At 41.4% G+C, this 13839-nt stretch carries 14 protein-coding genes and 2 pseudogenes; 7 read left to right on the plus strand and 9 right to left on the minus strand.

The annotated features are described in order from the left end of the window. Positions 1 to 339: 339 nt before the first annotated feature. The 4 genes from C8268_RS04415 to serC all read right to left on the minus strand — a co-directional run bounded on the left by C8268_RS04415 (position 340) and on the right by serC (position 3394). Entirely contained in the window at positions 340 to 876 is a 537-nt protein-coding gene (locus C8268_RS04415; RefSeq protein WP_106766557.1) for a hypothetical protein, read from the minus strand. Positions 877 to 1094: 218 nt separating this feature from the next. After that, positions 1095 to 1454: a hypothetical protein gene (locus tag C8268_RS04420; protein WP_106766558.1), complete on the minus strand. Its 360-nt coding sequence runs from the start codon at positions 1452 to 1454 to the stop codon at positions 1095 to 1097. A gap of 271 nt (positions 1455 to 1725) precedes the next feature. Next, complete coding sequence (gene trmL, locus C8268_RS04425) at positions 1726 to 2190, minus strand: tRNA (uridine(34)/cytosine(34)/5-carboxymethylaminomethyluridine(34)-2'-O)-methyltransferase TrmL (RefSeq protein ID WP_106766559.1); 465 nt, start codon at positions 2188 to 2190, stop codon at positions 1726 to 1728. A gap of 115 nt (positions 2191 to 2305) precedes the next feature. Then, a complete protein-coding gene (gene serC / locus C8268_RS04430; protein ID WP_106766560.1) occupies positions 2306 to 3394 on the minus strand; it encodes a 3-phosphoserine/phosphohydroxythreonine transaminase in 1089 nt (362 codons plus the stop codon). Positions 3395 to 3737: 343 nt separating this feature from the next. Here serC and C8268_RS04435 point away from each other — a divergent pair, with 343 nt between their 5' ends. The 4 genes from C8268_RS04435 (at position 3738) to C8268_RS23485 (ending at position 4795) form a co-directional block, all read left to right on the plus strand. Beyond that, positions 3738 to 3959, plus strand: coding sequence for a hypothetical protein (locus C8268_RS04435; protein WP_234032669.1), 222 nt, complete (start codon positions 3738 to 3740; stop codon positions 3957 to 3959). Between the two features lie 123 nt (positions 3960 to 4082). Continuing rightward, positions 4083 to 4391, plus strand: a complete 309-nt coding sequence (locus C8268_RS23480; RefSeq protein WP_106766561.1) for an IS3 family transposase — start codon at positions 4083 to 4085, stop codon at positions 4389 to 4391. Continuing rightward, complete coding sequence (locus C8268_RS04445; protein ID WP_158702673.1) at positions 4333 to 4668, plus strand: DDE-type integrase/transposase/recombinase; 336 nt, start codon at positions 4333 to 4335, stop codon at positions 4666 to 4668. Before C8268_RS23480 ends, C8268_RS04445 begins: the two co-directional genes overlap by 59 nt. A gap of 31 nt (positions 4669 to 4699) precedes the next feature. Beyond that, entirely contained in the window at positions 4700 to 4795 is a 96-nt protein-coding gene (locus tag C8268_RS23485; protein ID WP_420094233.1) for an IS3 family transposase, read from the plus strand. Between the two features lie 266 nt (positions 4796 to 5061). Here the strand turns inward: C8268_RS23485 and C8268_RS04455 are convergent, their stop codons facing one another. Next, on the minus strand, positions 5062 to 5421 hold the full coding sequence (locus C8268_RS04455; RefSeq protein ID WP_106766564.1) for a hypothetical protein: 360 nt from the start codon (positions 5419 to 5421) through the stop codon (positions 5062 to 5064). A gap of 71 nt (positions 5422 to 5492) precedes the next feature. Next, a complete protein-coding gene (locus C8268_RS04460) occupies positions 5493 to 6857 on the minus strand; it encodes a S1 family peptidase (RefSeq protein ID WP_106766565.1) in 1365 nt (454 codons plus the stop codon). Between the two features lie 171 nt (positions 6858 to 7028). On the opposite strand from C8268_RS04460, the pseudogene C8268_RS23065 reads away from it, so the two are divergent. The 3 genes and pseudogenes from C8268_RS23065 to C8268_RS23490 form a co-directional block, all read left to right on the plus strand. Next, positions 7029 to 7984 (plus strand): annotated as a pseudogene (locus C8268_RS23065) (IS3 family transposase); the annotation flags it as partial. 87 nt (positions 7985 to 8071) lie between these two features. Beyond that, complete coding sequence (locus tag C8268_RS04470; RefSeq protein WP_158702675.1) at positions 8072 to 8362, plus strand: IS3 family transposase; 291 nt, start codon at positions 8072 to 8074, stop codon at positions 8360 to 8362. Positions 8363 to 8466: 104 nt separating this feature from the next. Further along, positions 8467 to 8835: pseudogene (locus C8268_RS23490) on the plus strand (transposase); the annotation flags it as partial. 180 nt (positions 8836 to 9015) lie between these two features. Here the strand turns inward: C8268_RS23490 and glnA are convergent. The 3 genes from glnA to C8268_RS04490 all read right to left on the minus strand — a co-directional run bounded on the left by glnA (position 9016) and on the right by C8268_RS04490 (position 13808). After that, positions 9016 to 10440, minus strand: coding sequence for a type I glutamate--ammonia ligase (gene glnA, locus C8268_RS04480; RefSeq protein ID WP_106766569.1), 1425 nt, complete (start codon positions 10438 to 10440; stop codon positions 9016 to 9018). Positions 10441 to 10783: 343 nt separating this feature from the next. Continuing rightward, positions 10784 to 11839, minus strand: a complete 1056-nt coding sequence (gene aroF / locus C8268_RS04485) for a 3-deoxy-7-phosphoheptulonate synthase (protein ID WP_106766570.1) — start codon at positions 11837 to 11839, stop codon at positions 10784 to 10786. 172 nt (positions 11840 to 12011) lie between these two features. Continuing rightward, positions 12012 to 13808: a sensor histidine kinase gene (locus tag C8268_RS04490; protein WP_106766571.1), complete on the minus strand. Its 1797-nt coding sequence runs from the start codon at positions 13806 to 13808 to the stop codon at positions 12012 to 12014. Positions 13809 to 13839: the final 31 nt, after the last annotated feature.

Here is a 13839-nt window from a genome sequence, read left to right on the forward strand (position 1 = left end):
CTCCTAACCTCCTAACAAGGAAAAGTGATGCTTTATTTGCTTCTTTTTGGAGAACCACTACTCCAAATCCCAAGTATGTCTATGGGGGAATTCGTGGCTGTTGTCTCCATTTGAGTGTTCATAATCTATATCTTCTCTAACTCGTCCTTTTTCGTCGTAGTATCTTCTCTGTTTTTATACATACATCTTTGGATGCTTTCTTTTTACGTGCCTGAATGAAATGAGCTATGAACTCTTGTTATTAAATGATTGATCTCTCTTTAATTGTTAAAAAACCACATGGAGCCTTATACTCACATGTGGAATAATTCTGCACGGTTTTTATGGGACTCACTATCTTTACTTGGTTCTAGAAAAAGAATTAGAAATAGGCCCTGTATAATCCCAACTGATCAATTTAATATTGTAAATCTCCAGTAAATTGTCTGCACTGACAGTTCCGCTTCTAGTTATATTGCCATCCGTTACAATAAAGGCGGCATCTGGGATTATATGAGTAAATGTTTCATTCTCCCCCAAGTCATCCATATAATAATTAGCACTACCAGGAGGATAATATATTTCCAGTGAATCATCTACTTTAAGCAACGTTATTCTATCATTTCCGCTAGCTAATCTTTGTTCCCATCCCCTATATTTCCCTCGACCTTCATCTGTTCCAACACCTTTGTATTCACATATTAAAGTGTCTTGAATAACTTCCCTGCGCCCATTGATTTCATACTCCAACCGGAATGGAAATTCTCCATATACAATCTCTGGTTCTAGGGGAGTAGGTACAAATAGATTTCCGATATATATGAGCAACCATGGTAATGTAAGAATTAAAACAACTAATAGAGGTATTATTGCTAATACTAAAATTTTCATTTTCATTTATACCCCGCCTCTTTTGAAGCATCTATACGGATATGTATTACCTCGGTGATCAGTCACCCCAGACTGGCCATAACTATCATTGCTAAAGTCCTTAACCGATTAATTGAACATGTCATGAAAAAGCCAGTTAGATCATTATCAAAGTCAGTTTTTAACCGGTTTCACTACATCTTATTCATAACAAACCCTCACTCATCAATTCATTCACCAATTAGTTAATCATTAGATCTTTTTATTTCAATTAGATGTGACTGAATTCTATCCATATCAATTGCATCTTTATCAACACTGGCAGCATATAATAACTTAAGCCAAAAAGCATCTTCTCTAGCATAATCCTCTATCGCTTTTGTAATATTCTCTTCTGTTAAAGACCTAACAATGATTTCTGGTTGGGGAGCAGGAGTATAGTTAATATTATCTTTATTCATTTGCTCAAGTAGATTAAGTGGTGTCGATACTACAACAGTTATATGGGAACCATCCTCTAGTTCAACGAATACATCAATATTATCATTTTCCTTATTACTAATTTTCGATAAAGAAGTCGGATAACTGATTTTCAATACTTTCATTGATAAAAACTCCTTGTTTGCTCTTCATATCGTAAAAGGCGTTTACATTCTTTAACTCAGATTGAGAAATCAAACTGATACTTACTAACATCGGAAAAAACTAAGGTTTTTATGATAGGCTAAACGTCTCTATCGTTCGACAATTTTCGCTTCAAACAGCAAAAAAAACGCCCCCAAGCTCTATTCATATTTCCTTGGGGGCGTCTCGCAAAATATATAGTTTTAAGAATTACTCCTGCACTTCACCAAGCAGCATCGTCTACCCTTCCAACTAGTCCATTCCCGGAAAATCCAGCTGACGAAGCGCCTCATATGCGATGATGGCTGCTGAATTCGAAAGGTTCAGCGAACGGACCTTGTCGGTCATGGGCATGCGGATACAGTTGTCAGCGTTTGCAGCCAGCAGTTCGGGTGGAAGTCCTTTCGTTTCTTTTCCAAATACGAGAAAATCGCCGTCCTGAAAAGCAATATCAGTATAGCGTTTATCCGCTTTAGTCGATGCGTAGAAAAATCGTCCCTCCGGATACTGCTCCTTAAGTTCTTCAAACGAATCATGATACTCGATATGAACAGCGTACCAATAATCAAGGCCCGCACGCTTTAAAGTTTTGTCATCTGTATTGAAACCGAGCGGTCGAACCAGGTGTAAATGTATCCCGGTTGCCGCGCAAGTTCTGGCGATATTTCCTGTATTGGCCGGTATTTCCGGCTCTACGAGTACGATGTGTAATGCCATAGTCGTCAAGTTCCACCCTTTTCATCTGTTTTCTTCTATTATAACTGAAAAAATATATTTCAACGCAATCACATAAAAGAACCTTCCGCCATAACGGAAGGTCCATCGTGTGTTATTATCCGCGAGTTTGCTTAAAATGTTTCATGAAATCAACGAGTGCTTGACAGCTTTCCAAAGGAGCTGCGTTATAAATGGATGCGCGCAATCCTCCGACGCTGCGATGGCCCTTCAGACCCACAAATCCTTCTTGCTCGGAAGCTTTAATGAACTCCTTCTCCAGTTCCTCCGAAGCCAGGCGGAACGTAACGTTCATGTCAGAACGGCTGGCTTCATCCGCACAACCGCGATAGAAGCCTTCACTTCCATCGATCATGTTATAGAGAAGCGACGCCTTTTTACGATTATAATTATGCATACCTTCCAAGCCGCCCTGCTCTTCAATCCACTTGAGCACCTCATTTATCATATAAATGCCGAAAGATGGAGGTGTATTGTACAAGGAGTTATTGCTTACATGCGTGTTGTAACGCAGCATAGTTGGAAGATGCTTAGGCGAATCTGCTATTAGCCCTTCTTTAGCAATGACAACCGTTACCCCGGATGGCCCCAGATTTTTCTGGGCTCCAGCATAGATCATTCCGAATTGATTGATGTCAAACGGCCGACTTAAAATATCACTGGACATATCACAAATCAGCGGCACTGAAGCGGTATCAGGGAACTCCTTATACTGGGTTCCTCCAATCGTTTCATTGGAGGTTATATGCAAATAGGCCGGATTGTCAGATAACGAAATATCGCTCAGCTTCGGAATGGACATGTAATTGTCCTCTTCCGTGGAAGCAGCAATATGTGTTTCGCCGATCAACTTCGCTTCTTTATACGCCTTGGTCGCCCAGCTTCCTGTCATGACATAGTTAGCCTGCTGTCCCTGACCAAGAAAGTTCATCGGAATCATAGCAAACTGCGTGCTAGCTCCACCTTGCAAGAACAATACCTTATAACCTTCCGGATTGCCCAGCAAAGCCAAAAACCGTTCCTGCGCCTCATTATGTACCGACTCATAAACAGCTCCCCGGTGAGACATTTCCATGATGGACATGCCGGTCCCTCTGAAATCAACAAACTCCGCCTGTGCCCGCTTCAGCACTTCCAGCGGCAATGCGGCCGGTCCTGCGTTAAAATTGTATGCTCTCTTGCTCAAACGACTCTCCACCCTTTCTTTATCTAACTAAATATTATCGCTTATCATAGCAACAATAAGGAAGTATGCGCAAGTGCTTTTTTCTCTAATAAAAGTCACAAATAACCAAAGGCAGGACTTGCTCCATACCGGATACGATAAAAAAACCCTGGGTTTTAAGTTAAAGTGCAGCCCTTATAGTAGACATTGGAAAAACCCTTAGGTAAATCCAATGAATTATAAGGGGTGCATTTTCATGGCAATCAAAGGGCAAAAGTTCAAACATTATCCAGAATCTATAAAGATTGAAGCTATTCGGTTACATGTGGAAGAAGGATGAAGCTACAGGAAGATCATAGAGCACTTGGAGATACACGACAAGGATCGTGTGAAGAAATGGATGAGAAAGTATCGCGAGAATGGACAGGAAAGTTTCAAAGATAAGCGTGAAGAGCCATTTCGGACAGAGACAGAGCAGGAGCGCTTGATTCGACGATTACAATTGGAGGTAGATGTTCTAAAAAAGTGGTTACACATCTTGAATCGGGAGGTGTCCAAGACAGATACTACGTCGTTGATGAAATGAAGGAGCAGCAAAGCGTTAAAGAGCTATGCTCTTATTTGAATATAAGTAGAAATGGTTACTACGCCTATTTGAAGCACGGTACTACAGATCCGGATAAAGAACTAAAGCTTACCATTCTTTCAAATCTATGAGCAACGTAACAAGACTGTAGGTTACCGGCGTATTCAAGATGAGTTTTATCGTCAATATAACCTTATCGTCAATCATAAGAAAGTTCTACGGCTTATGCAAGAGTTAGGAATCAAAGCCATTATAAGGCAGAAATATACCCATCGAACAAGCTATGAAGCAACCGTATCCAACGGGAGAGTAGCTGAGAATTTACTACAACGGGATTTCCATGCTGATGCTCCAAATCAAAAGTGGGTCACTGATGTTACACAATACTGTGTATTCGATGATCGGATACTTATCTGCTATAAAGAATCTTAGGAACGGTGAAATCGTATCTTATCACATCAGTAATCATAATGATAATCCACAAGTGTTAGAAACATTTAGAAAGGCATTTGAAGCACATGCAGACGTGACTGGCACAATACCCGGATTGATCGTTCACAGTGACCTGGGGTGCCAGTACACGTCCCATGCCTATCACAACATGCTGCCAATGGTTGGCGCCCAAATCAGCATGTCACGTCGAGGCAATTGTTATGACAACGCCTCAATAGAAAGCTTCTTCGAAAGTGGAAGCTCTCTATCCCTATAATATCCGAAGTATCGAGGAAGCACAAAGACGAATGGAGGAATACATTCGTTTTTACAACGAAGAACGAGCACAGAGGAAATTAAATAAGCTGACGCCGGTTGAATACCGACGCCAGTTTACAGCCTAGGGCTTTTTCTACTGTCTACAAGAAGGGGGCTTGACCAAACTCGCTGGTAGGGGTGTATTATTAATGCGATGTCCAATGATCCTAAGCTTACCTTTCGTCATCCCCCAGTCCCATTGGTTCCTTCAAAATATTTGTCGTTAACTTTCGGTTAAGAGCTCAATTAAATGCTTTCTCAGTTCTCGCGCCAAGCCATGGGACAATTAAAGAGGATTCGCAATTTATTGAACAACAATATTCTGGACCAATGGCTTCGTAGATCATAGAACTTATTCTACAACTACAATTTTTGTTGCCACACCTTGTCTTATTCTAGAATCCTCGTATCTACCAGTAGTCCATACTATAACCTTATCTCCAACTTCAGCAGTGTGATCAATTCGACTTGTTCCAAGTCTATAAAATTGCTCTATATTTTCATCATTGTCAGTGGATGAAACAGTAATGGATGTGTCATCTTTTTTAATTATAGACGCCTTAAAAGAGTCCATTGAAGTCATTTCTTTTTCAATCTGCTTGTCATCTTTCCCATTGCTATCACCTCCAATATTTTGGACATCGTTATTACATCCCACCAGAATGAGAAACGATAGACAAGCAATGGAAAGCGAACTTAGTAAGTTTTTCATAATCTCCTCCCCCCTTATTAAGTTCGACGTAATGAATTCAAAAAAAGTTTCAGCTTTTTACGAAATTGTATTTAATTTGGTAACCATGTTACAGGTGTGACCCCCAATCGATTCTGAACATGGGTAACATGGCTATAAACTCTAAGTGTTGTACCTTCCTCATTTTCATAACTTCCTTTGTGAACTCCTTTTAGGGTTCCTGTTTTATCATTCCATATTGTACCGCCACTATCGCCCCCACTAGAAAGATAATTTGCAACCCGTAAACTGGTGAACCAAGTTTTTCCATACGGATTATCATGCCCCCAGTATGCACTGTGATTCTTACTTTGCAAAGTTCCACATCTGTTACCCCACATCCCGGCCTTACACACTCTCTCGCCTAGAACATCATCCCCTGCAACCTGAACTCCCGTGAACCTCTGCGCCTCACCGTAGACTTTACTGCTTAATATGTCATTTGAAGTTACTCTTACTGCTACGGCATCTACTTCGTTCCCGTAATGCTTCTTACTACTAAGCACACCAATATAATTTGAACCTTGATATATTCCTGTCCCTACCTGCTTTGGCCAGCAATGTTCAGCAGTGACTATATAAGGATTTGAGGAAGAATCAATTGCAGAGAAACCAACTGAACAATTTCCTGTAGTATTAGGGTTTATATCAATGACTAATCCTGCATGAATTCTAGGATAAGTGAAATAACGCTCTTCCTCGTAAGTCGAATAATTAGGACTTATCTTTTTCAATTCAATAACTGCTGGATCTATAGAGACTAATTTAGAAATTTTTGAAACATATTGTTGATCAACTTCACCGTCAATTCCAATAACTATCTTCTGATTTATAAAATCCAGATTAACATATTCTATCGGTACACCGTCTTCTTTTAATTGTTGAACATTTTGAGATATTGTATTAGTAGCTTCGTCCAGCTCTTGTTCTGAGTATGTTGCCTCATATATCTTCAACGTTAGTTCGTTGTTTGTTGCATTCTGCAATTCCTTTACTTGCGAATCTCTCGTTTGTTTTGTCTGTAAGCCCTGCATATCTTTTTTAAATCCAATATAAACAACTCCACCCTCTGTTTGATCTATGTACATTCCTAAGTAACCTTCCTTTAAATCTGGAGTTGATGTAATTTCCTCTTTTAACTTAGGAATGTATTCATCTTGCTTTTTAAAACGCTCATCGAGAGCTAGTTCTTCAGTTTCTGTCAAGTAGAATCCGTACTTTTGAGAGACACGCATTTCTCCAGATTCACTTTTTTGTAATGAATTAGTTGGGAGTCCGAAAACCGCTCTTTGATTAAATAATTCATTCTCACTAATTCCATTACTTAATAGGTCAGACTCTCGAGCTTCAATTCCATTAATTCCCAGGAAAAAGAACATTATTACCACTAGACTTGTAGACATTATTTTCTTCAACACTTTTTATACCCCCTTATTAATATAAACTCTTATATACTTAAACAATTTATTTTTAATAAAACATATTCCAAAAGGTTAGTTTGATGACCTGTATGGATCGTCTACACTTAGTTGGACAGAAAAAATAAGGGCTAGTAGAATAAGCAGATAAGATAAAGGAGCGGATCTACAATGCCAAGAGAACGACGGACATTTACAGCAGAATTCAAGAATCAAATGGTAGAGCTTTATGAGAATGGAAAATCGAGAGCTGCAATTTTAGAGAAATATGGCTCACAACCTCATCCTTAGATCGTTGGATTAAACAATCTCAAACATCAGGTTCGTTCTCGGAGAAGGACAATCGCTCTGCGGAAGAAAATGAACTCATCGCCTTACGAAAAGAGAACCAACGCCTCAAAATGGAGAATGACATTTTAAAGCAAGCCGCGCTGATCATGGGACGAAAGTAGCTATCATTCAGAACAACCGTGATAAATACTCGGTATCAGCAATGTGTGACGTCCTGCAAATCGCAAGAAGTTCATTCTATTATGAAGCCAAAGAACGACCAAATGAAGATGAGGTCACCAAAGCCGTGGTGGAGATTTTCCACAAGAATCGGAAAGCCTACGGTACACGTAAGATCAAAGTGAAGCTCCATGAACGCGGACTCACTGTGTCCAGACGGCGAATTGGTCGGATTATGAAACAGCAAGGCCTGGTCTCCACGTACACATTAGCTCAATACAAGCCCCATAAAACGGCATGTAACGAAGCAACAACGGCGAATATCCTGGATCGGGAGTTTGAGCAATCGGAGCCTAAACGCTTCGTTGTCAGCGACCTAACGTATGTAAAAGTCCAGAACCAATGGCATTACATCTGTGTGCTGATGGATCTATTTAATCGAGAAATTATTGGTCATAGTGTAGGTCCGAACAAAGACGCTGCTTTGATTTCTCGCGCCTTTGCGACGGTTAAGGGTGATCTGCGTCAGATTCAATGGTTCCATACCGACCTTGCAGCGAGTTTAAGAATCAAAAGATGGATGAGCTTTTGAAGGCGTTTAAATTGGCTGCTCATTCAGTATGAAAGGCTGTCCATATGACAACGCCGTCGCTGAAGCTACCTACAAAATCATGAAAAACAGAGTTTGTAAACCTTCGCCACTTGGAACTCGAAAGGGAGAATGAAGTCTTAAAAAAGTGCTTGGAAATCTGGATACAGGAGGTGTGCAAGGCAAATATCAAATCATCTATTTAGCCGCAGAACATTATCCCGTAACGGGGCTCTGCCGTCTGTTAGCTGTTTCAAGAAGTGGATATTATCGTTATCTAAGCAGGCAGAGTCAGGATAAAAATCAAGAGATAAAAGAACTCATTAAAGCGATTTACAAGCAGAGAAATGGAACATATGGATACCGGAGAATAGAAGATGAATTAGAAGTCCAGTACGGTAAAAAGGTGAATCACAAGAAGGTGCTTCGCCTGATGCAAGAGCTTGGGCTGAAAGCTGTGATTTGAAGGAAGCGTAACTACCGAAGTGCATACCAAGCAGCTGAGGCCGAGGGTCGTGTAGCGGATAATTTGCTTAAACGCGATTTTACAGCAGACAGACCAAACCAAAAGTGGGTAACGGATGTGACGCAGTATGTGTTGGGGAGGAGCGATTATATCTGTCAGCTATTAAAGATTTGTGTACCAAAGAGATTGTTGCTCATCACATAAGCAGACGCAACGACAACGAATTGGTCTTGGAGACGTTTAAAGCCGCATTTGACATGCAAAAAGACGCGACTGGCAAGTTAGCCGGATTGATCGTTCACAGCGATCAAGGCTTCCAGTACACGTCTCATGTGTATCACGACATGCTGTCTACGGTTAACGCCCAAATCAGCATGTCCAGGCGCGGCAATTGTTTAGACAACGCCGCTATGGAGAGCTTCTTCTCACATCTTAAAGCAGAAACGCTCTATCCTTATCATATTCGTTCTCTCGATGAGGCACAACAGAGAATAGAAGAATTTATACACTTTTATAACCATGAGGCTTCAAAGGAAGCTAAACAAGTTGACACCGATACAGTATCGGAGCAAGCTTGTAGCTTAGGGCTTTTTTCAATGTCTACAAAAATGGGGCTTGACCAGTTTTACCCACAGGGCATCTTTCTTGCTTCATTAAATATCGTAATAGAGCGAATATTCATGCGGATGCACGCGAATCGATACAGCTTTGGCTTCACTCCGTTTCAACTCGATGAAGTTGTCAAGAAACTCCTTCGTAAATACGCCGCCTTCTGTTAAAAACTCATAATCCGCCTGCAGGGCATCCAGTGCTTCATCCAGCGTTCCCGGCACGCTGCGGATCTCCCTCTTCTCCGCATCAGACAGTTCGTAAATGTTTTTGTCAAACGGTCCGTATCCGAGCGTGACTGGATCAATCTTCCGTTTAATACCGTCCAGACCAGCCATCAGCATCGCAGAGAAGGCCAGATACGGATTCGCTGTTGAATCCGGCGTACGGAACTCAATTCGGCAACCTTTAGGTGTGACCGCTGCAACCGGAATCCGAATCGCCGCTGAACGGTTACCTTTCGAGAATACCAGATTTACAGGAGCTTCATAACCGGGTACTAGACGTTTGAAAGAATTCGTACTTGGGTTCGTTAGTGCAATAAGAGCCGGAGCATGATACAGAATGCCGCCGATATAATGCATTGCGGTCTCACTAAGATTGGCATAAGCCCCTTTTTCATAGAAAAGTGGAGTGTCTCCATTAAAAATAGACTGATGGACATGCATCCCGCTTCCGTTATCACCAAAGAGGGGCTTCGGCATAAATGTAGCGGTTTTTCCATATTGACGTGCGGTATTATGAACAATGTATTTATAGATCAGCAGATTGTCTGCTGTTTTCTTCAATGTATCAAAACGGAAGTTGATCTCCGCCTGACCTGCGGTTGCTACCTCATGATGATGGCGCTCTACCCGAAGTCCAGCTTCGTTTAGCAAACGGCACATTTCGCTGCGGATATCCTGATGAGTGTCAACTGGAGCCACAGGCACGTAACCACCTTTAACACCGATCTTGAATCCGAGATTACCGCCTTCTTCCTTCCGATTGGTGTTCCATGCCGCTTCCCCGGACTCAACGACATAACTGGAACGATTCATCGAACTTTCATAACGAACATCGTCAAACAGAAAAAACTCAGATTCCGGAGCAAAAAACGCAGCGGTACCTATGCCGCTGTCCTGCAAAAATTGCTCAGCCCGTTCTGCAATCCCGCGGGGGTCCCGATCATATGCTTCACCATCCGGTGTATAAATATTGCTCATAATATTCAGTGTAGGATGTGCAGTAAAGGGATCGATGTAACATGATTCCGGGTCCGGGATCATCACCATATCCGATTCTTCAATGCCGCGGAAACCTACAATGGAAGAACCGTCAAAGGCCACCCCATTCACAAACGTTTCCTCATCTACTTCTGATGCCGGTAATGTAATATGATGCGCCCGTCCTGACAAATCTACAAACCGAAAATCAACCCATTCAACGCTATTTGCTTGAATCATCTGCATTACACTCTCTACCGACATGTCTCTTCCTCCTATTTCCGAACATTAAAGATGTTTTCACACGATAACGTTCCTTAAATTTCACTTTCTTTTTTGTCATTATATTCTGCTGTAATATGTAACGTCAATACTCATGTCAGGTATTTTTCAAATTAATGTTATAAAACCTTACATATATTTTAATATAACTTTACATGTGCATCAGCTTCGGCATTTTGAATATGCCATAATTACGTTTCGGCTCAACCCATCTAAAATGCTAAAGTATGGCTAGATAACTTTTTTCAACCAAAAAAACGCCTTTCTTGAAGAAAGACGTTTTGCTTAAACTTTGTGACCTTGTACAATTTCAAGTCCTGTATGATCAAACCCTTTGGAAGTCGACAGTAGGTGCCTTTACCGTATTAAAAGTTTTTCCGACGATCGGAGCAAGCTTCTCCAGGTCTTTCAGCAACTGAGCGAACTGGTCCGGGAACAGCGATTGAACCCCATCCCCTGTCATGGAATGATCCGGGTCCGTATGCATTTCAATGATTAGCCCGTCTGCGCCAGCTGCAACCGAAGCTTTGGACATCGGTTCAACAAGCTCACGTCTGCCTGTTCCATGACTTGGGTCGGAAATAACAGGCAGATGACTTAACTGCTGCAAAACAGGGATCGCAGACAAGTCAAGGGTGTTGCGGGTGTACGTCTCAAATGTTCGGATTCCACGCTCGCACAGCATAACATTTGGATTTCCACCAGCAAGAATGTATTCAGCCGCATTAAGGAATTCATCGTAAGTCGAGCTGAAACCACGTTTTAATAAAACCGGCTTGCCGCAAGTCCCCAACTTCCGCAACAAATCAAAGTTTTGCATATTTCGGGTTCCAACCTGCAAAATATCAGCGTATTCCGCACAGATATCTACATATTCCGGTGTCATCACTTCTGTAATGGTAAGCAGTCCATGTTTCTCCCCAGCTTCAGCCATCATAATAAGCCCTTCAACGCCAATGCCTTGGAAGCTGTAAGGTCCGGTACGAGGCTTAAATGCCCCGCCCCGAAGCACCTGGCCGCCTGCAGCCTTGACCAGTCTTCCAATTTCATCAATCTGCTCCGCCGATTCTACTGCACAAGGCCCCCCCATAACGACCAGGTTATCGCCACCGATCTTCACACCTTTAATATTAATCACCGTGTTTTCCGGATGGAAATCCCGGCTTGCGAGCTTGTAAGATTTAGAGATTTTAACGACATTCTGTACACCTTTCATTTGGCGAAGATGCTCCGAGAGCTTCGGATCAACACTTCCGATGAGGCCGATAACAGTATGATCTGTCCCTTTCGAGATATGGACCTGAAGTCCTTCTTTCTCTATTTCGTTAACGATTTGACGGAACTGATCTTCCGGAATTTTATTAGATGTAATCACGATCATTTCTATATCCTTCTTTCTAAATATATTTTTGTTCACATCTCAACTCTATTTATTCACTTTCATACTTAAGCGCTTGTTTGCTTTTAAGCTTCTATGCATTGAAGTAAATGTACTAAAAATTTCCCTGTTCGTCAAGCCTTAATTCATACCTGACAAACAGGGAGCCATTCTATCATGAATGAAAGCTGGTTTTATTTCGCCCCTCATAAACTTGCCGTTTTACCAAAGGAATTATAATTCTGACCGACGTTCCTATTCCAGGACGGCTGAACAAAGTCACCCCGTATTGCATGCCATAATGTAGCTTAATGCGCTGATCAACATTTTTAATACCATAGCCGGCATTCGTTAGCTCGTTCGCTCCTGCCAGATCCCTGATCGTTCCTGGAGGAAAGCCAACACCGTTATCAATGATTTTAAATTCCAATCCCTCATTCGTTATCCTGCCGCTGATTCGAATGTAAATCGAATCTCCCATCCAGGCATGTTCCAATACATTTTCAATGAAAGGTTGAAGGATGAGCTTTACTGTCTCGTAGCGAACAACCTCAGGAGCAATGTCATATTCTATTTGCATCCGGTTTTCATATTTGATTTTTTGAATATCGATATAAGCCTGAACCTGTTCCACTTCACTTTTTACAGGGATAACGTTTCTGCCCTCATTCAGGGAAAGGCGATAAAATTTAGCCAAGTCCAAAACCATCCGCTGCAGTTTCTCCAACTTGCCGAATTTAGCCAAACGGCTGATCGAGGAAAGTGTATTATACAAAAAGTGCGGGTTGATTTGCGCATGAAGCGATTCCAGCTCCGCCTCTTTCTTCTGCAGGTCGGCCAAATAAACTTCCTGGATCAATTGACCAATGTTACTCCCCATTTCATTCAGAGCAGAAGCAATTTTCGTAAACTCGTCATTGCCTTTAAAATGGATACGCTTATGAAACTCACCTTCCTGAAAGGAGTCTACCACCTTTACAATTTTGGACACCCTCTTGCCAAAATAACGGGATACGATAATACTCAGGAAAAAGAAAATGACAATACAACCCAAACTGATCAACACCGTCATGTTTTGAACTTTAACCGTGTCCTTTTCTAAAATATGTGCGGGTATAATGGCTACCAGCTCCATATTCAGCCCCGGAAGACTGTCCCGAATGACAAGGGCATTTTCATTATTTAGTTCGTTTAATGCCTCAATTTCTGAAATATCGTTTGGTCCAGACGATACGATCACATTGCTGCTCAAGTCCGAAATATATATAGTCGTGCCTTCGCCTATTTTTTGAAAATCAATGCTATCAAACAAATCCTTAAGAGATACAGTAATTTTCATAAATCCAATTTCATCATTGGGATATGACTTCCCGCTAATATCGATAATTCTTCGCAGAAGGGAGATGTTACCGTACTTTTCGTCGTCTTCCACCTGCCTCCATTGCATGGTGTTCCCGTACACTTCCTCTTTCGGATAATTCGTATACCATTCTTTATTTATCAATCGTTCATAGTGGTAAATATCAAATTGTCTTTCGTTCGTTTCAAGTGGATTCATATTTTCATAAAGGTTATAAACTTCGGGAAATGTATCGTTTTTAAGATAGACGGACAGCCACACTCCCCGGTTTGATGTCTCTACTGCGGTTTGAAACTTCGGTATAAGAGTATTTTTCGTTGAATTGTAACTCGTCCAGCCTTCCTCATAATGGCGCAGCACCCTGGCCAGATGATGGTCAAAATAAAGCATGTCAGATATCCGCTTCGTATCCTCCATCTTAAATGCAATGTTATTTTTCATCTGATGCAACGTTCCTTGAATCGTGCCGCGAGCTTGTTCTCTAATGGATTCTGTATAGATGTGACTGGCTACGTTACTGATGAGAATGACCGGTATCAATATAAGAATACAGTAAGACAGCATTAACTTATGGCCGAATGACATCCGTGTTATTTTAAATTTGGACCACATGTTGCTCACGCCCCTGCTTATCGCTAATCAA

The sequence above is a fragment of the Paenibacillus faecalis genome (assembly GCF_900289175.1).
Lineage (GTDB): Bacteria > Bacillota > Bacilli > Paenibacillales > Paenibacillaceae > Paenibacillus_AQ > Paenibacillus_AQ faecalis.